Consider the following 22,470-nt stretch of genomic DNA (forward strand, 5'->3'; position numbering starts at 1 on the left):
ATTAAATCTGCGTTCCTAGATTTCGATTGTGCGATTTCTTTGTTAAGTATAGTTTATGTACTTATTTCAGATTTTGTGTTTATGTAGAATTGTTACAAATAATTGACAAACCGTTAGTTATATATTTAAGCTATATGTTAAATGTTGAAAAGTATTGGTGTTATTAATAATTATTTAACATTGAAAATGAAATGCGTGCATAATAAATATTTAATTTTGCAACATATTTTTAGTTATATCATTTAAAAGAAACATTATTAACTAACGCAAAGAAAAGAATGAAGAAATCTTTACTATTTAAAATTGTAGCAATTGTTTTTGCTTTCGTTGGAATTATTTCCACAGCAAATGCACAGGTTACCACGTCCGGTTTAAATGGAACCATTACTGATGCAAAGGGGGCGATGCCTGGAGCCACAGTAATCGCTATCCATAATCCAACTGGAACAAAGTATGTAGCTACATCTAATACAGATGGTCGTTATAACTTTGTGAACATTAACACAGGTGGCCCTTACACCGTAACTGCTAGTTATGTTGGTTACAAAGCAGAGAAAATTGAAGGTATTTATCTTAAGTTAGGTGAGACTTTCACGCTTAGACTTAAGTTGACAGAAGGCGGTCAGGATTTACAGGAAGTACAGGTTATTGGTAAAAACAGCACTGTATTGAATAGTAAAAGAACTGGAGCAACGACAACAGTGACTGAAAAGCAATTAGAGACTATGCCTACAATAAGCAGAAGTCTTTCTGATTTCACACGTTTAACGCCGCAAGCCAACGGAAACTCTTTTGCCGGATCTAATAATCGTTATAATAACATTACGATTGATGGTGCTGTAAATAATGACGTTTTTGGTTTATCTTCAAATGGTACTCCAGGTGGTCCGGCAGGTACTCAGCCAATTTCACTGGATGCGATTCAGGAAATTCAGGTATTAGTTGCTCCTTATGATGTTACTCAAGGTAACTTTACAGGTGGTGGTGTGAATGCTATTACTCGTTCAGGAACAAATGAAATTGAAGGATCTGCTTATTTTTTCGGCAGAAATCAGAATACTATTGGTAAAAGTGTTGATGGTTTAAATACCAAAGCAACTCAATTCTATAACAGAACTTATGGTGTGCGTGTTGGATTGCCAATTGTTAAAAACAAATTGTTTTTCTTCGTAAGTGGAGAAATGACCCGTGTTCAACAACCTACTACTTTTAATGCAGGTGATGTAGGATCGGTTATCAACCCCACTGATGCGCAAAAAATCGCGGATTTCATGAAGAAAGAGTATAGCTATGATGTAGGAGGTTTTGGTGAGGTTCAAACTCAAACACAAAGCAATAAAATATTGGCGCGTTTAGATTGGAATATCAGTGATAAACACCAATTGACACTACGTCATAACTATATCGACGCTTTTGATGATAACTTAACAAGAAGTGGTTCAGGATTCCGTTTTGGTAATAATGGTTACAAATTCAGTAACAATCAAAACGTATCTGTATTAGAATTAAGAAGTCGTTTCAATCAAAACCTATCGAATAACTTAATTGTTGGTTATTCAAGAATCAGAGATAGCAGAGATCCATTAGGTGTATTGTTCCCTCAAATTCAAATCAATAACTTTAATAACGTTTCCACACAGTCTGTAACTTTTGGTACTGAGAGAAGTTCTGCAGCGAATCAGTTAGATCAGGATGTATTCGAATTTACAGATAACCTTAAGTTATTCGCAGGTAAACATACTTTTACTTTAGGTACGCATAACGAATTTTTTAAATTCAGAAATCTATTTATTAATAATGTAAATGGATCATGGCAGTATAATAATATTGATGATTTCTTGGGTAAAAAACCTAACAGAGTTCAGGCTGCTTATTCAATTGTTCCTGGTGATGATCGTCCTGCAGCTGAGTTCTCTGCAGCTCAATTGGGATTCTATTTCCAGGATGAAATTGAAGTTGATGAGACGTTCAAGTTAACGGCTGGTTTAAGAGTAGATGTACCATTATTTTTTGATAAGCCATTGGCCAATCCTTTGGTAGCTTCAACATTCCAGGGAATGGCAACAGATAAATTGCCTAGCGGACAGTTGCTTGTTTCACCAAGAGTGGGCTTTAACTGGGATTTACTTGGCAACAGAAGTGTACAAGTTAGAGGTGGTATCGGTTTATTTACCGGTCGTGTTCCATTTGTATGGATGGCTAACCAGTTTACTAATAGTGGTCTACTATATGGTAGTGTTGACCGGACTAATTCAATCCCTAGTCCACTTGCTTTTGTTCCAGACCCTAATAAACAAAATACAGCAGGTGCTGCTGGTACGAATTATGAGGTAAATCTTTTGGCTAATAATTTCAGAATTCCTCAAACACTTCGTTATAGTTTAGGAGCAGATATTAAATTGCCTGGTGGTGTATTGGCTACTGTTGATGGAATCTACTCTAAGACCGTAAATAATGTGGTTTATAAGAACATCAATATTCTAGGAACTACAGGTGCTATCGCTTCAGATCTTTCAGGTGGTCAGGATAAAAGACCCGCTTATGCTTCTGGAAAAGTAAATTCAACTTTTACAAATGTTCTTTTACTTGAGAACTCAAGCAAAGGATCATCATATAGCTTAACAGGTCAGTTGTCTAAATCATTTGATTTTGGTTTAAGTGCAATGGTTGCCTATACTTATGGTAAATCGGAAGATGTTAACAGTGGTTTAAATAGTACGGCTTTCTCTAACTGGCAGTTCAACCAAATCGTTGCTGATGCAAATAACCCAGAACTTTCGTACTCTAATTTCGATCTTAGACATCGTATAATCGGTAACTTGTCTTATGGTGTTAGCTACGGGAAAAACAAAACTTTCGGTACTTCAATTTCGATGTTCTATGTAGGTAAATCTGGTGCACCATATACTTACCTTTATTTTGGTGATGTTAACAATGATAGTGCAAACCAGAATGATTTGCTTTATATTCCAAGAAATGCAAGTGAAATTAAACTGGTACCTTACTATACCAGAAGTTCTACTGGTGTAATCAGCATTACTCCAAATACGCCAACTCCGGCTGAACAATGGACAGCACTTGATAATTACATTTCAAATGATCCTTATTTAAGTTCACGTAGAGGTCAGTATGCAGAGCGTAACGGTTCGAAAATGCCTTGGGAGCATCAATTTGATGTACGTATCATGCAAGATCTTGGTGGTATGATTCATGGTACTAAAAACAGGTTACAATTATCAATTGATATTATCAATTTTGGTAACCTGCTTAATAAGGACTGGGGTAGAACTTATTTTGTTACTAATAGTGCTTCTACACTTGTTAACTATAGTACAACGAATAGTGCTAATAGAGGCTTCAATTTTAAAGCCCCTGCTGATAACAGAGCGTATAGTGTATCTCCATTTGCTTCAAGATGGCAAGGACAAATTGGTATTAGGTATTTATTCAACTAATCATCAATTTTTATAAAGCAAAAGCCCTGTTTCTGATAAAAGGAAACAGGGCTTTTGCTTTATATACGTTTTCTTCAGTATAGATTAATCTCGATATATGGGATGCTAAGTAATACCTTTTGGACTCCTTCGGTAAGGCTTCGGGTATGCGTTTACCTTAAAAGGCCTCTTAAAGGGCTGCCAAAGGCCTTTCATTGGATTGTTAGTCCTACGAGGTGCCTACGATATGCCTATGGTACTCCTTATTCGGTCCTAGCCCTAAACAAGGCTTCTCGAAGGATCTCTTAATGTCTTTTACGATACCATTAGCCTTCTTTTTAATACCTTGAGCCCATTGTTGATTTGTTTGGAAACATTGTTTTCATTGGTGTTTAATTTTTCCGCGATCTCCTTATAGGAAAGTTGATTTTTTCTGCTCAGCTCAAAGATCTCCCTCATTTTTGGCGGCAGAGCAGCGATTTCCTGATTGATATGTGCGCTACATTCTTTTTCCCTGACCAAGGCATCTGTTCCGCTGCTTTTATTGGTAACTATAAAACTTTTTGCAGCGCGCATGTATTTTGTTTTTACTTCTTGATGGAGATAAAGATCCAATATGCGGTTCTTCATTAGGGTGTATAGGTATCCGGTTAGGTTTGTTGCAGTTAATTGGATCTCTCGTTTCATCCAGATCTTAGTGAAAATTTCTTGTAATATATCCTTCGCGAGATCTGCGTCATTTAGCTTTTTTCTAGCGTGCACAAAAAGTAATTGAAAATATCTATTGTATATCTCTGTGTATGCATTATGATCTGAAGCTTGCAATAGCTGGACTAGCTTTGCATCTGACAAAATTTTATAATTAAAATCTAGCATACCTTGAGCTCCTTTCTAAAGATTAAGTCAAGATTGAATAAGATCTTGCTCAGTTTGTTGGCTGTTTTTTTAATTCGGTTCATGGTTTTACGTGGTTAGATGCTTTTGGTAAAGGATTAAATAACTGTTTTCGTTAATTCAAATATAATTAAAAACACTAAAAGTGTTATTTATTTCTATTTAATTAATATTTTGAAGTTTAATCTTAGATCTTGGCTTTGTAACCAATATTTTGACGGAGATTAGAAAAAGGTTGTTGACGATTTTCAAATTGTGCAGTATCGATATAATCTTTACTTTTATGGCGTAAATCTCAGTTGTTATGGTAAAAATTTTTGTTGGGGGGCTTAGACCCGATGTTTCTGAATTGGATCTTGTGATGTATATAAGTCTTTATGCTCAGGTAAATACCATAAAAGTTGTGCGTGATAAGGTAACCAAGAGGTGTAAAGGTTATGCGTTTTTGGAGATGGCGAGTCAGGCTGAAGCTGAAAAAGCTGTTTCGGTATTAAATGGGGAAACATTTAGCGGGCAAGTGCTTAATATTAAGATCTCTGAAGAACCGGCTCCGGCACCTAAACCTTATGTGAAAGCAAATAAACCTTATGCGAATAAGCGACCAAGAAGTTAATCTCGGGGTAGGATAGGGTTGGTATTTATATTTATGGGGTAATTAAAGATAAACTACCCCATTAAACAAGTTTTTAAGATAAGGACAATAAGCGGTTGCGGACTAATAAGCATGCACCGATCAATCCTGCGCGTTCGCCTAGTTTAGACATTTTTAAGATCGTGTCTTGATTAACCAGACTTAGCGAATATTTATTAATTGCACTTTTTATAGGAAGTCGAATGTATTCTTCAGTAGCTGCAAGGCTTCCGCCAAGAATTACCAACTCTGGGTTAAATAGGTTGATGAGTAAAGCTATACCTCGACCCAGGTTTTCTCCTATTTTGGCAATCAGCTCTATCGCTAGTACATCATCATGATTGGCAGCACTAATGATATCTTCCATTTTTATATCATCTGGATTAACATTGTTTCGTGTTAAAATCGATGAAGAGCCTTCTCGTAATCGCTCCTTAAACATTCGTGTTAGCGCCCATCCCGAAGCTTCTGTTTCCAGACAGCCTTTCTTTCCGCAGTGGCAGATGATTTCGTTGTTGAATAAAGGGATGTGGCCAAATTCGCCTGAATAACCAGATTTACCATAGTAAAGTTGTCCATTTACCAGGATGCCTAATCCAATACCATGATCAAGATTTAAGAATAATACATTTTTTTCTCCGTTAACTACTCCGGCAGAGAATTCACCATAGGCCATGGATTTTGAATCATTCTCCAGAAAAACGCGAATACCTATTTTTGATTCCAGAATTTTGGTTAGTGGCTCTTCATTAAAATAAAAGAAACTATAGCTATAGCCGGTAGTGTAGTTAATTCTTCCAGATAAGTTGATGCCTATACCTAATATCTTTTCTCTTGGGGTGCTTAGATCTTTAATGAAATCATTAATAAGGCTGCACAATGCTTCGAGTGACTCCTTGTTATTGTCAAGGTTATAAGGAAGGTTTTCGGCTACCTTGATCAGATTTTTCTGTAGGTCCGATAGACCGATATTAATGTGGTTCTGTTTAATGTCTACCCCGATAAAAAAGGCAGAGTCGGGAACTAGTCCGTATAAATTAGGTTTACGGCCACCTGTAGAATCTATTTTTCCATAATCTTTGATCAGGCCATCCTGTATTAAATCACCTAATAGAGCGGTGATTTTTGGGGCACTTAGATTCAGTTCTTTGCAGAGGTCTGCAATAGTTGCATTACCTACATTAGCAAAGTAGCTGAGTACTGTTTTTTTTAGGCTAACATTTTTGTATGCAACACCAGTTATATTCTCGCTGTTTAATTCTTCGAAAAAAGTTTTCCCCATCTTATTTTTTTACAATTTTTTCCTCTGTTTGTTCGTGTACGAATAGTATGATTGCTGCAAATTAATGCTAATTTATTTATAATCAACACAAACTTCGGGTGTTTTGTATAAACGGTGGAGGCTGGTTAATTTGAAGAAAAGGCCTGTTTTTGGCTACTAATGATATTAACTATGTAAGTTGACTATTTGTCTTGTGAAATCAATCAAAGTAGATTTACTTTGTAATAATTTATAATAAATAAATTAAAGTTATTAAAATATATTTATATTCACCTGCCCTTAGGCATTTCGCGGTTGAGTGTTTAGGTGCTTGCTATTTGTAAGTTTTGAATTATTAATAAATAGCTACGCATTGTTAAATTAAATAGTTTGTTTGAAGATAGTGTGTTATACATCTTTATAATAAAAATTAAAATGAGAGGTATGAGTCAATTGAAAGGGACGTTGTTATTGGTTTTGGTATTTTTCTTCCTGTCGGTAAAGGGGCAGGATTTGATGGTGTTGAAGTCTAAGAACTTAAAAACGGATGATAGTGTGTTAGTTTATAAGCCAGCCGTTTATGATGTGAAGGTTAAATATCCAGTTGTTTACCTTTTGCATGGACATTCATCTAATTTTAGGGCTTGGCCTAGATTGGCTAACCTGCAGGGGATGGCTGATACTTATAATTTTATTGTGGTTTGTCCAGACGGTCTAAAGAAAAGTTGGTATATCAATTCGCCTAAGGCTGATAGTTTACAGTATGAAGATTTTTTTATGAAGGAGTTGATGCCGAAAATTAACAGTACTTATAAAACAGATAAGGAGAAGGTTTTTATTACTGGAGCTAGCATGGGTGGATTTGGCGCAATGTATCTCTTCTTAAAACATCCTGATGTTTTTTTAAGCGCAGGAAGTACTTCTGGAGTGCTTAATTTAAGATATTCTGGTTTTAAGAAAACAACAATTGCTTATTTGTTGGGTCCGTATTCCGATGATAATAAAGCTTTTGATGAATTTTCGCCTGTAAATAGGTTAGAAAGCATAAAGGATTTGAAGAAGACGCTGATTTTTGATTGTGGTACGGAGGACTACCTGTACATCGCTAGTAACCAATTCAGGAAGAAATGTGATGAATTGAAAATTAAAGCTACTTATATTACACAGCCAGGTGGGCACACGGGTACGTATTGGTCTAAAAGTATTAAAGCTCATTTTGGCTTTTTTGCTGAATTGGCCAATAAGGGTTAATGATATTGTTTAACACAAACACACAAATTAAATATATGGAATACAAAAACTTAAAAATTGCATTAGGCTTGGCGCTGGTTTGCAGTACAATGCAGTTAACCGCGCAGACTGTTAATCGCGAGGATTCGGAGAATTTATTGAAAGCAAAACAAGGGAATGTTGTTTTGATGAAGGAGTTTTTTACGGTTAAGCCAACAGATATTAAATACAACAAGGTGGTTTTACCTGGCCCTCAGTTTATTATTTCTGACGATCCTGAATACATTAGGATACCCGAGGCTATTGCTTTGAAAGAAGCTGTGGCGCCAGGTGCGGTGAGGTTGTATGTTTATAATGTCAATGGGGTAAAGGAGCCGGTAAAGATTGATCGTAAAATTACTGCGGTTATAAAAAATACAGGTAAGCAGAAAATGCATATCCGTATGGTAAAGTATTCTTCGCAAAAGCCTAGCGCAAACTACTTTCAGATTGGTAAGCAGGGCTTAGCGGATTATTTTGCTTCAAAAGGTAGTGAGCAGATTCGTGTAGTTGCACCGGGTGAGGCGATTGCTATAGATGAGCAATTGGAACGTAATGTGGTAAAGTATGATGAGCTGACGCATGGTTTTTATGATTTTGTGATTGATCAGCCAGGAGAGATTAGTGTGATTCAGACTGATCTTAAAACATCTGGTCCGGTCGCGCTTAAAAGAATTAAAACAGTAATTCCTACAGGGCATAAAAACGCAGGTCGTGGTTTGTTTGGCGTAAGTAATTACAAAGTTACGGCTACGGATGTGTTGGATACTAAAAATGGAGTGGCCGAAATTATTGTAGCTGATGGGATTAAAGATCCATGGGTGCTTGGTGTTGAAGGTACAAGCGGTAAAGAATCTACTTTGGCTGGAAATTATGGCGTGATGTATAATATAGAGTTGAAATGGAAAAGTACTGATGGTAAGGGCTTGGCGCTGGTTACCTGGAATTTACGCTCTGCGGATAATCAATGGTGTAACGGTATGGCGGCGACAATGGTAGTAAGTAAAGGAAAGTTTAATGAGGGGATTATTCAATTGCCAAGTGATCGATTGGTGACTAAGGCTGCGCCTGAGGCAATATTGGTGCAGGTATTTCCTCCGGCAAAAAATGGCGAAGAGCAAACCATTAAGTTGACTTATTCTCCGCCGGGTGCTTCATGTCTTCCAACTCCATTGGTATTTATTCCGGTGGATATGAATACTTTGAAATAATTAAATAGAATATTCTAAGAGTCTTTTTCTAACAAGGAGGCAGGCGCCCATAACGCCTGCTTCTTCGCCTAGTTTGGATAGCTTCAATTGGGTGTCGCTATTTACCAGGCTTAAAGAGTATTTGTTCACCGCACTTTTTATCGGCAGGTGTAAATGTTCGCCGGTTAAGGCTAATGCACCTCCAAGAATAACAAGCTCAGGATTGTAAATGTTGATCAATAGTGCGATCCCTCGACCCAATTTTTCACCTATTTTCGCTAACAGCTCAATAGAAAGTACATCATCGTTATTTGCTGCATTGATGATGTCTTGCATTTGTATATTGTCATTTATACCTTTATTTAATGAGCTGGATGAACCTGTGGCTAGCTTCTCTTTAAACATTGCGATTAATGCTCTTCCGGAAGCTTCAGTTTCCATACATCCTTTTTTTCCGCATTGGCAGATGATTTCGTTGTTGAATAATGGAATATGACCAATTTCTCCGGCAAATCCAGATTTACCGTAATACAATTCGTTATTGATCATTACGCCCATTCCAAGACCGTAATCTAAATTTAGAAACAGTACGTTTTTCTCTTCTTTAACTACGCCGCAGTTAAATTCGCCATAAGCCATAGCTCTGGAATCATTTTCTAGAAAAGTTTTTAAGTTCAGTTCAGCTTCCAGTAGTTTACTTAAAGGGTCTTCATTGAAATGGAAGAAGCTGTAGCTATAGCCGGTAGCGTAGTTGATTCGTCCGGAAAGGTTTAGTCCAAGTCCTAGTATTTTATCTTTCGCAATTGCAGCTTCCTTGATGAAATTTCTAATCAAATCACAAAGAGCAGCTAGTGATTCTGCTGTATTATTTAAGTTGTAGGGAACATCTTTGGAGATTTTGATAAGCTTTTTTTGTAAGTCAATCAATCCGATGTTGATGTGGTTGTGTTTTACATCTACCCCAAGAAAAAATCCTGAGTCGGGTACTAATCCGTAGATATTTGGTTTTCTCCCACCTGTTGATCCTACCTTTCCAAAGTCTTTTACCAGTCCGTCGGCAATAAGTTCAATAATTAAGGTGGTCACTTTTGGAACACTTAGATTGGTTTCTTTACATAGTTCCGCAATGGTTGCGTTGCCGGCATCCGCAAAATAAGAGATGATCTTTTTTCTGATGTGTATGTTCTTATAGGCGACTCCGGTTAGGGTATCACTGTTTTCGTCGAAAAAATCGATTTTCATATTTTGGTAGTTGTTTTGGTAAAAGATTTATAATACAATCTTATTAAAAAATATTAATAAATCTCTTCAATTTGCATCAAAAACTTATAGATTTACACAAAGTTAAATAAAAACACTCAGCTTATCCGTATATCGTAATCCAGATGATTAAAATTGTACTAAAACTAATTGGCAAAGTAGTGATGGTTCTTTGCCTGTTTGTCCTTTCTCTTGCTTGTTCTGCACAAAACAATGTATTTAACCTTATTCCGCAACCTGCTCATTTAGAAAAAGGGAATGGTGTTTTTATTTTGAATGCAAATACGGTTATTGTTCCGACTGAAAACGATAAAGGCGTGTGGGAGTTGTTGGCTTTGAGGTTGAGATCGCTAACGGGTTCTGATTTAAAAGTGGTAAAATTTGCTACTAATAATGTAATTCGCTTTATATCGGATGCAAATATAAAAGGTGGGAAAGAGGCTTATCGGTTAGAGATTACTCCTAAAACTGTGGTTATTAAAGCGAGTCAGCCAGAAGGTTGGTTTTATGGGATGCAAACTTTAGTGCAGCTTTTACCGATGAAATTGAAACAAGCGGATGCTAAGTTGGGTATAAAAATCCCTGCAGTTAAAATTGAAGATGCTCCGCGCTTTCAATGGCGGGGCTTGATGGTAGATGTGAGTCGTCATTTCTTTTCTAAAGAAGTGATTAAGCGATATATCGAGCAGATGTCTAAGTATAAAATGAATGTGTTGCATTTGCATTTGACTGACAATCAGGGTTGGAGGGTTGAAATTAAAAGCTTGCCAAAGTTGACTGAAGTGGGGGCCTGGAGGGTGCCGCGTACGGGGTATTGGCGAAATCAGAAAGCGCCAGAGCCTGCTGAGCAAGCTACAGATGGCGGATTTTATACACAGGATGGCATTAGGGAATTGGTGGCTTATGGGCAAAAGCATTTTGTAGAATTGGTTCCAGAGATTGATGTGCCTGGGCATAGTTTAGCATTAATAGCTTCCTATCCGGAGCTTTCTTGTACTAAGAAAAGTCAGCAAGTGTTGGCTGGGGATTCCTGGAATGCTTCGCGTACAAATGTGGTTTGCGCGGGTAATGACTCTGTTTTTGTGTTTTTAGAAAAGGTGATTGGTGAGTTGGCGGGTTTATTCCCGTCTAGATATATACATATTGGTGGTGATGAGGTTTCAAGAGCATATTGGGATAAGTGTCCGGTATGCCAGCAAAGGATTAGGGATGAGCATTTAAAAAGTGCAGAAGAGTTGCAGTCCTATTTTCTGAAACGTGTTTCTAAAATTGTGCTTTCGAAAGGTAAAAAGCCTATGGGCTGGTATGAAAATCTGCCTGGCGGTCTCCCTGAGGAGATGGCGGTAATGAGTTGGAAGGATGATAAAGGTGGGATATTGTCTGCTAATAAAGGTCAGCAGGTAGTGATGACGCCGGCAGCTTATACTTATCTTGATTTTTATCAAGGGGATCAGTATCTGGAGAATGCTATTTTTACTGTAAATAGATTGAGTACTACCTTTTTATTTGATCCCTTGCCTAAAGGTATTGAGGAGAAAAATGTAATGGGGGGACAGGGCAGTTTGTGGACAGAACAGGTGCCTAATGAGCGAAAATTGCAGTTTATGACCTGGCCTAGGGCTTTTGCGTTGAGTGAAACGTTGTGGTCTGGAGCTGGTAAAAGCAGTTGGATTAATTTCATCAGTCGTGTAGAGTCGCATTTGCCGATGTTGGATAGGGATGCTGTTAATTACTCAAGGTATTTTTACGATGTAGTTGTTTCTGGTGTTAGAGGGGTTGATAAGGCGCTTTTGGTAAGTCTGACTACTGAAGTTGAGGGGCTTAAAATCTATTATTCTTTTGATGATACAGATCCGGATCCTTATTACCCGGTTTATACGGGGCAACCCTTGCGTATTCCTAAAGGAGCGCAAAATATACGTGCCGTTACTTATAGAGATGGTATTCAGGTGGGGAGGTTGATGAAGATTCCGGTTGCTGAACTGGAAAGACGAACTCCTGCTAAATAAAACAAGTTATTGGTGTTGTTTGGTGTCTTTTTATTTAAATGAATGGCTTCTTTACGGTGTGTTTAAAAATAAATTAATAAAACAATTGAATTGTTTTTAATTTATTTAATAAAGTTATTATATTTACTGAATAACCAAACCGTTATGAACATGAAACTTAACCTTGCTATTATTCTTGTGTCGGCGGGAGCTTTATTGTCTTCCTGCAGTAAATCTAAAGAGGGGAAATTTCATCCTGACAAACCTTTGGTTGATTCAACGCCTTTGGTTACTTTATCGTCCAGCTGGAAAAAGGCAGTCTATTTAATGGATAATTTTCCTAACGGAATACAGATTTATGTAAATACTACCCCAATTAATGCGAAGTCAATTTCTGCTTACGCTGTTATTTTTGATCCGAAGGCTGATTTAGAGTTGAAGCCGGTAATGGCTGCTGCGGAGAAAACAGTAACAGGTTTTTATAATGATGAAGTTGGAACTAAGTATGCTTCTATAAACGGTGGTTTTTTTGGGAGCGCAAATGCTTCTTATAGTTTGGCGATGTATAATAATGTGGTGAGCGCTATTAATATTAAATCTCTGTCGCGATCTTACAATTCAGTTAATACAACTTACTATCCGACCAGAGCCGCATTTGGTATCTCGGCTGCGGGTGTGCCTGATGTAACCTGGATTTATCACGTTGGGACAGGAAATGGAACAATATTTTCTTATCCTTCCCCTGCTTTAAATTTATTAAATACTGCACCTTTACCTGTGCCTACGGCAATATTGCCTGCTGTTGGAAAAGTATGGGATGTTAAATCTGCCATTGGTGGATCTCCAATGCTGATTAAAGATGATAAAATAAATATAACGGATGCTGAAGAGTTGATTGTTATAGATAATACTTCTTCGCGCGCAAGGTCGGCTATAGGTTATACTAAAAATAACAAGATTATTATATTAGCAGTTGAAGGTGGGAATACTGCTGCTGGTATTCCGGGGGTAAACCTGGCAGAACTTGCACAGATGATGAAAGATATGGGGTGTATAGGTGCGATAAACCTTGATGGTGGTGGCTCTACTGCTTTAACTGTAAATGGAAAACAGACCGTTAAACCTTCTGATGGATCGGAAAGAAAAGTTGTGACTGCATTGATCGTTAAAGAAAAAATCTAATTGCTTAAATTTTTATAAAACAAATTACTTACTGTTAAAATGATTGGATCAGGATTTATGAGGGGATTTTTATTTGCTTTTTTATTCTTTTTTGCGACTATTTCCGTTTCGGCTAAAGAATATGAGACGCAGTTACTGGTGATAGGTGGTGGTGCAAGTGGGACTACTGCTGCAGTACAGGCATCAAGAATGGGTGTAAAAACTTTAGTTATTGAAGAAACGGAGTGGTTAGGCGGAATGTTAACTGCTGCAGGGGTAGCTGCTATAGATGGTAATCATCAAATGCCTTCGGGTTTATGGGGAGAGTTTAGGCAGAAGCTATATGACTATTACGGTGGACCAAAGGCTGTAGAGACTGGATGGGTAAGCAACACCTTATTTGAACCCTCAATAGGAAATAAAAAACTCAAAGAATTAGCTGTAAATCCTAATCTAACCATTTGGTATAAAACAGAATGGACGAATATTACCCGCAAAGGAAATAAATGGACTGTAGAAACCTATGTGAAAGGAAAGCGTACAGTAGTAACTGCTGATTTAATTATTGATGCAACCGAATTGGGGGATGTAATGGGTTTTCTTAAAATCCCTTATCGTGTAGGTATGGATAGTAGGTTTGATACTGGTGAGTCTTTTGCTCCAGAAAAGGCCAACAACATTATTCAGGATTTAACCTATGTAGTGGTGCTTAAGGATTATGGTAAAGATGCTGATAAAACAATCGCTAAGCCCATTGGATATGATCCAAAGGAATTTGACTGTTGCTGCGACGTTACTGATCCTTCGGCTGATGCCAGTCATAAACGATCTATAGATTGTAAGCAGATGATCACTTATGGGAAGCTTCCGAATAATAAATACATGATCAACTGGCCTAAATGTGGAAATGATATTTATTTGAATATCATTGAACTGAGTAAAAAGGACAGAGAAGCTGCACTTAAAGAAGCTAAATTACACAGTCTTAGATTTATTTATCACCTGCAAACAAAGCTTGGCTTTAAGCATTTAGGTATTGCTAATGATGAATTTCCTACAGCCGACAAGTTACCAATGATCGCTTACCACCGGGAAGCAAGAAGATTGGATGGTAAAGTTACTTTAACTGTTAATGATATTGCTGCACCTTATCAGCAAAAAACTAATCTATACCGCACCGGGATTGCAATTGGTGATTATCCGATAGATCATCATCACTTAAAGAATCCTGAAGCTCCCCAAATTGATTTTATAAATATCAAAGTACCTGCTTATAATATACCACTTGGCTCATTGATTCCTAAAAATGCAGATGGAATTATTGTTGCTGAAAAAAGTGTTAGTGTAACCAATATTGTTGCTGGCGCAAGCAGGTTGCAGCCAGTGGTATTAACTATTGGTCAGGCCGCAGGTGCATTGGCGGCTGTAGCTATTAAGAACAATCTGCAGCCTGCTCAGGTGAATATCCGTGAGGTGCAGGCCGCTTTGTTGGAAAGTAAAGCTTACATCATGCCTTTTATAGATGTGAAACCCGAGGATAAGAATTTTGTAGCGATGCAAAAGATTGGTGCTACCGGGATTTTAAAAGGAACAGGTATTCCTTATAAATGGGCTAACCAAACCTGGTTTTATCCGGAGCAGCCCATTAATGAATATACCTTGGTAGAAGGTGTTAAATCTTTTTACCCAATAATCGCTGATCAGTCTCCTTCGGGGAAACTGGCAAATGCAGCTTTCGCTGCAAAGTTATTGTCATCGGTTTCTAAAAAGAAAATAGACCTTTCCGAGATTTCGAAAGTAATAAATGAACGTATTGCTAAACAAGAAGTAAACGGGGAAACTGTTTTATCAAGAAGGATGCTTTCTGTTCTGATAGATCAATTCTTAAATCCGTTTGCTCAGGAAATTGATTTTAACGGATTAACCAAACTCAAATAAACTTAACGTATTATAAATCTAACCAATTAACAGTATGCAACAAATTTTTACTAAAAAGAAGGAATGGCTCTTCAGTGGGATAAGCCTAATCCTTTTCATGTGCATTTCTATGACGTCGTTGGCGCAGACCCGAACGGTTACCGGTGTGGTGACCGATTTGAAAGGTGATCCACTTGTTGGAGTGATCATTCAATTAAAAGGAACTAAAACAACGGCCAACAGTTCTGCAACTGGTAGCTTTTCGATAAAAGTACCAGAAGGCAGCCAAACACTTGTATTCAGGTATATTGGTTATGAAGACAAAGAAGCTGTCGTTAACCAGAATACAACGGTTAAAGTCGCACTAAGAGAGTCCGTGTCCCAGTTAAATGACGTGGTGGTGATAGGGTATGGTACAGCCACAAGGAAAGATTTAACAGGATCTGTTGGAACGGTAAGTATTGCCGATTTGCAAAAAGCTCCGGTTAAATCATTCGATGAGGCTTTGGCTGGCCGGGTTGCGGGGGTTCAGGTTACTTCAAGTGAAGGCCAACCAGGATCGCCAATTGAGATTACCATCAGGGGTAATAACTCTATTACACAACTCAATTATCCTTTGGTAGTTATAGATGGCTTTCCTATGGAAGATCCAAACAATAGCGTGGTTAATCCTTTGAATACACTTGATCCGAATGAAATTGAGTCAATCGACATCCTTAAAGATGCATCTGCTACTGCGATTTATGGTGCCAGAGGATCTAATGGGGTAGTTATTGTGACTACTAAAAGAGGGAAGTTGGGTGCTCCCGTAATTACTTATAATGGATACTATGGCCTTCAGGAAAATAACAAAAGAATGCCGGTATTGAGTCCTTACGAGTTTGTTAAATTACAAGATGAGATTGATCCAGTAAAAACAAAGGCGCTTTATTTTAAAGAAGGTAGAAACCTGGATAGCTATAAAGATGTTACGGGTATAAATTGGGAAGATGAAGTAACACGTGTTGCACCTATGCAAAATCATTACCTCTCCTTAGCTGGTGGTACGGCTAAAACAAAATATAGTGTTTCTTTATCACATGTTGGACAAGATGGTATTATTCTGAATTCAGGATTTAAACGCACGCAGGGTAAAGTTAGCTTAGATCAGGAAGTATCTGATAAACTTAAAGTTGGTATCAATGCCACTTACGCGGATATTTTAACCTATGGTAGCCCAACTTCTACGGGTAATTATAGCAATGAGTTGAATATGCTATTTAGTGTATGGGCTTTCAGACCGGTTGCGGTTAATCCTAACGTTGATCTTTTAGATCTTGCAACTGACCCTGAGGTGGAGCAGGCAAGTAATTTTACGTTTAATCCAGTGCTAACTGCAAAAAATGAACTTCGCGAAAATTATGGTACTAATATTACTGCCAATGGTTACCTGGAATATACCATTCTAAAAGAGTTGAAGTTTAAATCAACCGGCTCTTTCAATAGAGGGATAAGAAGGGCAGATGTATTTAACGGACCACAATCCAGAAGTGCTGCAATAGGTAACTACTTTATTAATGGAAGTCAAACTCATTACAATTCACGTACCTGGCAAAATGCGAATACCTTAACTTATGCTAAAAGGCTAAACAAATCTCATTATTTTGATGTAATGGCGGGTTTATCTTTTGAAGCAGGAGAAAATTCGGGTTTCGGGGCTTCGGCAATGCTTGTGCCTAGTGAAAGTTTAGGTTTAAGTGGTCTGGATGAAGGAACCCCATTGGGAATTAGTTCTGTTAGTTCTAAGTATACGATGGCTTCTTTTTTAAGTCGTGCCAACTATAAATTATTAGATCGCTATGTATTTACAGCGACGTTTAGAGCAGATGGATCTTCAAGGTTTATTGGTGATAATAAATGGGGATATTTCCCATCGGCAGGTTTTGCATGGCAAATTAATAATGAATCTTTTGCAAAAAATATTAAATACCTATCTAATGCCAAGTTAAGAACATCATGGGGTAGAACCGGAAATAATCAGGTATCGAATTTTTCTGTTTATCCAGGTTTAACTTATGTAAATACTGATGCTTCTAATCCGCTCAATAACAATTCTGGTTATATGTTTAATAACAATGACGGCAGGGGGGTAGTTTATACAAGTCTTGGGAATCCAATTTTAAAGTGGGAAACAACGGAGCAAACGAACATAGGGTTAGACTTAGGTTTTTTTAACGAACGTTTAACTTTTGTATTTGATTTGTATCGTAAAAGGACTTACGATCTGTTGTTGAATGCTAACTTACCACCGGTAACAGGATATAGTAGAGCCATAAAAAATATCGGTTCTACAGAAAATAAAGGATTAGAAATTACGATTGGCGTTACTCCGGTTCAAAATAAAGATTTTACATGGAACTCTTCATTTAACATCGCCTTTAACAGGAATAAAATACTTGGTTTAAGTGAAAACCAACTTCAGTTAACTACAAGCCAAAGCTGGGGAGATGACTGGAAGAACATTCCTGGTTATGTAGCAAAAATAGGTAGTCCAATTGCGCAGTTCTACGGATTAATTTTTGATGGGGTATATAATTATGATGATTTTATTAAAGTAGGGGAAGCATATACCTTAAAAGAAAATATTACCGCACATGGAGGAGCAAGATCCAGCATAAAACCCGGTGATGTAAAGTATAAAGACTTGGATGGCGATCTTCAGATTACTGAAAAAGATAAAACCGTAATTGGAAGTCCTTATGCTAAGTACACAGGTGGTTTAAGTAATAACTTTACTTATAAAGGCTTTGATTTGAATGTGTTTTTCCAATGGTCATATGGTAATGATATTATCAATGCGAATAGAATATTGTTCGAATCTTCTTATAAATATGGATACAATCAGTATGCAACTTATGCTGATAGGTGGACTCCTGAAAATCCTACTTCTGATATTCCTGGAGTTGCTATGGGACGCGGAGGTTCTTTAAAAGCTTATTCGACAAGAACGATAGAAGATGGATCATTCATTAGGCTAAAGACTGTTGCATTAGGCTATAAAGTGCCGACAGATCTTTTGAAAAAATCAAAAGTATTTAAAACTGCAAGAGTTTATGTATCTGCACAGAATTTGTACACCTGGACAAATTACTCGGGTTACGATCCTGAAGTTTCTGTTCGGAATAGTGCTTTGACCCCAGGGTTTGATTACTCTGCTTATCCTAGAGCACGTACAATTACTTTTGGAATCAATACTACTTTTTAACAACGAAATTATAAGTTATGAAACGTATTTTATATAGCATAATGATAGCGGGATTGGTCTTAACTTCTTCGTCTTGCAAGAAGTTTTTAAGTCCTGCACCAACAGATTTTTTAGCACCAGAGGGCTTTTTTAGAAATGAAACAGATGTTAATGCAGCTGTAACAGGTATTTATGACATTCTTGGTAAATCATCTACATATGGCAGAAACCTCTTTTTTGAGATGGATGTAGCAGATGAAGGTTTTATTGCATTGTCGACCTGGACCCAAGACATAGGTTTATACAATTATAATCCATCTGATACTAAATTAACAGATACATGGACGGCCCTTTATAATGGAATCAATAGGGCAAATATGTTGATTGAAAATATTGACAAGGCTGATATGGATAAGAAGAAAAAAGACGTAGCGCTTGGTGAAGCTATTTTCTTAAGGGCTTACTATTATTTTCTATTGACAAATAATTACGGTAACGTGCCTTTGAAATTAAAATCAACAAAAACGGTGTTTGAAGTGAACTTTGCCAATACGCCTTATAAAACCATTTACCAATACATTGTTAGTGATATGGAGAAAGCAGCGGAGTTGGTAAATCCAATAGGTGCTTATACTTATGGAAGTAGGGTAACAAAATCAGTTGTTTATGGTATGTTGGCCAGGGTAAATCTGAAAATGGCTGGTGCGCCGCTTAATGATGTTTCGCGTTATGCCGAAGTCGTAAAGTGGGCCCAGAAAGTGCAACTAGAAGGACATTCACTTAATCCAGACTACAAACAAGTTTTCATCAATATGTGTCAGGATAAATATGATACTAAAGAAGTGATTTGGGAAGTAGAGTTTGGTAAAAGGAATCGTACACAAGAAGAAGAAGGTTCTGTTGGTTCGATAAATGGTATTGCTGCAAATGCAGAAATTGGCTATAGTTATGGTGCGCGACACACGACGAATAGCTATTTTAAATCGTTTGATGCTGATGACTTGAGAAGAGATTGGAGCATTGCGCCTTTTGGTTATAACGCCACTGTTCCAGGTGGAAAGGTGGCTTTTGCACCGACGTTAATCTATAATCGTTGTGATGGTAAATGGAGACGTGAGTACGAAACTGCACTACCAAAATTTGTTGGAACATCTTCGATAAACTTTCCGTTGTTACGTTATTCCGATGTACTCTTAATGCTTGCAGAGGCAGAAAATGAGTTGAATGGCCCGACGCAGATTGCTGTAGATGCAGTAAATGAAGTTAAACGTCGCGCACATGGGAAATCACTTGTTGGTGAGGTGGTTAAATCAGTAACGATAACCAATGGTGGAGCTTATACTGTTGCTCCAGCTGTTGTTTTCACAGGTGGTGGTGGTTCAGGTGCTGCAGCAACAGCAGTTGTTGCAGCTGGAAAGATTTCGGCAATATATATGATTAGCGCTGGTTCAGGTTATACCAGTGCACCAACAATAACCTTAGATGGAGCAGGGACAGGAGCAGTTTTAACCGCTGTTTTGAGTAAAAATGCAATTACTAATTATGATGTAACCACTGCGGAGAAAGCTTCTAAGGATGATTTAAGGCCGGTAATCAGAAAAGAAAGATCATTAGAGTTGGGCTTTGAAGGACTTCGACGTTTTGATTTGGTTCGTTGGGGACAGTTTTACTCGGCTATGAAAGCCAGTGAGAATGACATCAAAACGACAGCGCCGTCTGACTATCTTACTTATGCTGCTAAATCAGCTCAGAATGTTTCGCTGAGGGACACTTTATTCGCTATTCCTGCAGCAGAGATTAGCGTAAACGGCGCGATTATTCAAAATAAAGGATGGTAATTGGACTTATAATTTTAATTTATAAAAGCAAATAAGATGAATAAGCTAAAATATATACTAGGCGTTTTAATATTGCCTATCATGGTAGCCTGTCAAAAAACTGAACCGGTAAAGCCAACATTTGATGTAAGCATTGCAAAACAAGAATATAAAGTTGGTGATACAGTTTTATTTTCGATAAGAGGGTATGCCGATCTTATCTCTTTCTACTCTGGTGAGCAGGGAAAGGAATATCGTTTCAAAGATAGAATTGAGGCAGGGGATACAAAGTTGAAACTTAATATAAGTACACAGACACTTTATGCAACTCAAAGAAATAACCTGAGTTTGATGTACTCTACAGATTTTAATAGTTCTTACACAACTGCAGGTGTCAGAGCGGCTACATGGACAGATATCACAAGTAGATTTACCTTAGCTTCGGATGCAGTTCCACTTGCAAATTCTGTAGTTACTGTTTCTGGCGAGGTGGATCTTTCTGATCTTCCTGTTTCAAATACTCCAATCTATTTTGCATTTAGATTTTTAGGGCAGCCAAGTGCAACGCCAGGACTAGGTGCAAGAACATGGCGTATTCCTGTTTTTGATCTTTATAATGTAGATGCAAAAACAAGTGTAAGAAGGGCCACTATTGCAAGTGTTACAACTGCAGGTTGGTTAGGTGTGGATATTGAGAATCCGGTAAATAAATGGACGATACAAAGTGGTACACCATTCTTGTTTTTTGCTCCGGCAAGTACACTTTTGGCTACTGAGGATTGGGCTGTGAGCGCTGCTCTATTCCCAAATGCAGCAGTTCCTGATCTTGGCGTTGGTATTAAGGATTACCTAAAGCCGATGAGTGATTACAAGTATGCATTCACGAAAGAAGGTACATACACGATCACATTTGTAGGTAAAAATGTGAATAACCGTGGTGAAGAGGCTGTAGTTAAAACATTAACTATTGTAGTTTCAAAATAGAATATACGCAAATGAGAGCGCTTTACTAGTATGAAAAAAAGAGAAGAAGCTTTAGATGCGCTTAGGGGCTTGGCGATATTGCTGATGGTTTTATCGAGTAGCATTTCCTTTGGGATTTTACCTGCATGGATGTACCATGCGCAGGTGCCACCACCTTACCATGTTTTTAAACCAGAACTCCCGGGGATAACCTGGGTAGATTTGGTATTCCCGTTTTTCCTGTTTACCATGGGAGCTGCTATCCCATTGGCGCTACAAAAAAAGCTAGGGGAGCAATCTGTTTTTAAAACTGCGGGACAATTGGTTCAGCGTTACCTCTTATTGGTTGTATTTGCTTTGTTCACCTTTTATGCACGTGCCTGGGTAATGAGCGCTACAGCAGGATGGAAGGAATATTTACTGTCTATCGGCTGTTTCTTTGTGCTTTTCCTGATGTACGCCCGTTTTAACAATTTAAACAATAAGGCGATTTCATGGGGTATTAAAATTGTTGGTTTCGCTTTGGCTGCCGCGTTTTTAATGTTTTATCCCTTTAAAAATGGATTTAGCTTAAGCTCCAGCGATATCATCATTGTTGTATTGGCCAATATGGCATTTTTTGGAACATTGATCTGGTGGCTTACCCGCAATCAACCCTTGTTGAGAATTGGTATTCTACCCTTGTTAATGGCGATACTATTAACGGCAAAGGATGCCGGAACATGGAATAGTGCGTTTTTTAACTGGTCGCCCTTACCTTGGATGTATAAAGTGTATTACCTTAAATATTTGTTTATTGTATTGCCAGGGACATTTGCAGGGGAGTGGTTGCTGAATAGAAGTGCTTCGCCAATTCAGGATTTGATGGCAGGCGCTAAAGCAAAGCTATTAAGCGCAGGTGCCTTATGCTGGGTGTTGCTGATCTGTAATGTAGTGTGCTTATATATGCGCTGGTTAGTACCCAATTTATTAATTACGGGAGCTGTATCACTGTTGTTGCTGCAACAATTAAAAACGCTAAATGAAGGAAGCGATAAAACCTTGTTTAGCAAGTTTGCGAGTGCTGGAGTTTACCTGCTCATTTTAGGTTTGTTTTTCGAAGCATTTGAAGGTGGGATTAAAAAGGATATCTCCACTTTTAGTTATTATTTTGTGAATACTGGCTTGGCTTTTTTGGTATTGCTGTCATTCACCATTTTTGAAAGACTGGGTTATTTCTCTGCTATCATTACTTTTTTAGGTAATAATGGTAAAAATCCAATGGTTGCTTATACGGCTGGAAACTTATTACTGATCCCTTTATTAAAGCTTACTGGTACTGAGGTATATTTGGATAGCGTAGCTAATTTACCTGCAGGAGGATTCTTGAGAGGCTTAATATTTACCGGAGTGGTATCCTTAGTTACCTTGTATTGCACACGTGCTAAACTATTCTGGAAAACATAATCGACCAAAAACAATC

General features: G+C 37.7%; 14 protein-coding genes. 11 read left to right on the forward strand and 3 right to left on the reverse strand.

Annotated elements, in window-relative coordinates; all coding sequences use genetic code 11:
- Positions 1 to 278 precede the first annotated feature (278 nt).
- Positions 279 to 3,455: a TonB-dependent receptor gene (locus EZ444_RS13825; protein ID WP_131609763.1), complete on the forward strand. Its 3,177-nt coding sequence runs from the start codon at positions 279 to 281 to the stop codon at positions 3,453 to 3,455.
- Positions 3,456 to 3,749: 294 nt separating this feature from the next.
- Here the strand turns inward: EZ444_RS13825 and EZ444_RS13830 are convergent, their stop codons facing one another.
- Complete coding sequence (locus EZ444_RS13830) at positions 3,750 to 4,310, reverse strand: RNA polymerase sigma factor (protein WP_131609764.1); 561 nt, start codon at positions 4,308 to 4,310, stop codon at positions 3,750 to 3,752.
- 322 nt (positions 4,311 to 4,632) lie between these two features.
- Here EZ444_RS13830 and EZ444_RS13835 point away from each other — a divergent pair, with 322 nt between their 5' ends.
- Positions 4,633 to 4,941 (forward strand): RNA recognition motif domain-containing protein, encoded by a 309-nt coding sequence (locus EZ444_RS13835; protein WP_131609765.1) that lies wholly within the window; start codon positions 4,633 to 4,635, stop codon positions 4,939 to 4,941.
- Between the two features lie 73 nt (positions 4,942 to 5,014).
- Here the strand turns inward: EZ444_RS13835 and EZ444_RS13840 are convergent, their stop codons facing one another.
- The gene (locus EZ444_RS13840; RefSeq protein WP_131609766.1) at positions 5,015 to 6,241 is read right to left on the reverse strand and encodes an ROK family transcriptional regulator; all 1,227 of its coding nucleotides are present in this window, start codon (positions 6,239 to 6,241) and stop codon (positions 5,015 to 5,017) included.
- Positions 6,242 to 6,664: 423 nt separating this feature from the next.
- Between EZ444_RS13840 and EZ444_RS13845 the strand changes: the two genes are divergently transcribed.
- Positions 6,665 to 7,471, forward strand: a complete 807-nt coding sequence (locus EZ444_RS13845; RefSeq protein WP_131609767.1) for an alpha/beta hydrolase — start codon at positions 6,665 to 6,667, stop codon at positions 7,469 to 7,471.
- A gap of 35 nt (positions 7,472 to 7,506) precedes the next feature.
- Positions 7,507 to 8,700 carry a copper amine oxidase gene (locus EZ444_RS13850; RefSeq protein WP_131609768.1) on the forward strand — a complete coding sequence of 398 codons (1,194 nt, stop codon included), beginning with the start codon at positions 7,507 to 7,509 and terminating at the stop codon, positions 8,698 to 8,700.
- On the opposite strand, the gene EZ444_RS13855 is transcribed toward EZ444_RS13850, so the two are convergent.
- Positions 8,701 to 9,921: an ROK family transcriptional regulator gene (locus EZ444_RS13855; RefSeq protein WP_169472201.1), complete on the reverse strand. Its 1,221-nt coding sequence runs from the start codon at positions 9,919 to 9,921 to the stop codon at positions 8,701 to 8,703. It lies immediately after the preceding gene.
- Between the two features lie 143 nt (positions 9,922 to 10,064).
- Between EZ444_RS13855 and EZ444_RS13860 the strand changes: the two genes are divergently transcribed.
- The 7 genes from EZ444_RS13860 to EZ444_RS13890 all read left to right on the forward strand — a co-directional run bounded on the left by EZ444_RS13860 (position 10,065) and on the right by EZ444_RS13890 (position 22,454).
- On the forward strand, positions 10,065 to 11,948 hold the full coding sequence (locus EZ444_RS13860) for a beta-N-acetylhexosaminidase (RefSeq protein ID WP_131609769.1): 1,884 nt from the start codon (positions 10,065 to 10,067) through the stop codon (positions 11,946 to 11,948).
- Between the two features lie 150 nt (positions 11,949 to 12,098).
- Positions 12,099 to 13,109, forward strand: coding sequence for a phosphodiester glycosidase family protein (locus tag EZ444_RS13865; RefSeq protein ID WP_165503611.1), 1,011 nt, complete (start codon positions 12,099 to 12,101; stop codon positions 13,107 to 13,109).
- 39 nt (positions 13,110 to 13,148) lie between these two features.
- On the forward strand, positions 13,149 to 15,026 hold the full coding sequence (locus EZ444_RS13870; RefSeq protein WP_225874731.1) for an FAD-dependent oxidoreductase: 1,878 nt from the start codon (positions 13,149 to 13,151) through the stop codon (positions 15,024 to 15,026).
- 34 nt (positions 15,027 to 15,060) lie between these two features.
- A complete protein-coding gene (locus EZ444_RS13875; RefSeq protein ID WP_131609772.1) occupies positions 15,061 to 18,249 on the forward strand; it encodes a SusC/RagA family TonB-linked outer membrane protein in 3,189 nt (1,062 codons plus the stop codon).
- Positions 18,250 to 18,266: 17 nt separating this feature from the next.
- Positions 18,267 to 20,066 (forward strand): RagB/SusD family nutrient uptake outer membrane protein, encoded by a 1,800-nt coding sequence (locus EZ444_RS13880; protein ID WP_131609773.1) that lies wholly within the window; start codon positions 18,267 to 18,269, stop codon positions 20,064 to 20,066.
- Between the two features lie 36 nt (positions 20,067 to 20,102).
- Positions 20,103 to 21,029 carry a DUF5017 domain-containing protein gene (locus tag EZ444_RS13885; RefSeq protein WP_131609774.1) on the forward strand — a complete coding sequence of 309 codons (927 nt, stop codon included), beginning with the start codon at positions 20,103 to 20,105 and terminating at the stop codon, positions 21,027 to 21,029.
- Positions 21,030 to 21,059: 30 nt separating this feature from the next.
- On the forward strand, positions 21,060 to 22,454 hold the full coding sequence (locus EZ444_RS13890; protein WP_131609775.1) for a DUF5009 domain-containing protein: 1,395 nt from the start codon (positions 21,060 to 21,062) through the stop codon (positions 22,452 to 22,454).
- Positions 22,455 to 22,470: the final 16 nt, after the last annotated feature.

Source organism: Pedobacter hiemivivus, assembly GCF_004331685.1.
Lineage (GTDB): Bacteria > Bacteroidota > Bacteroidia > Sphingobacteriales > Sphingobacteriaceae > Pedobacter > Pedobacter hiemivivus.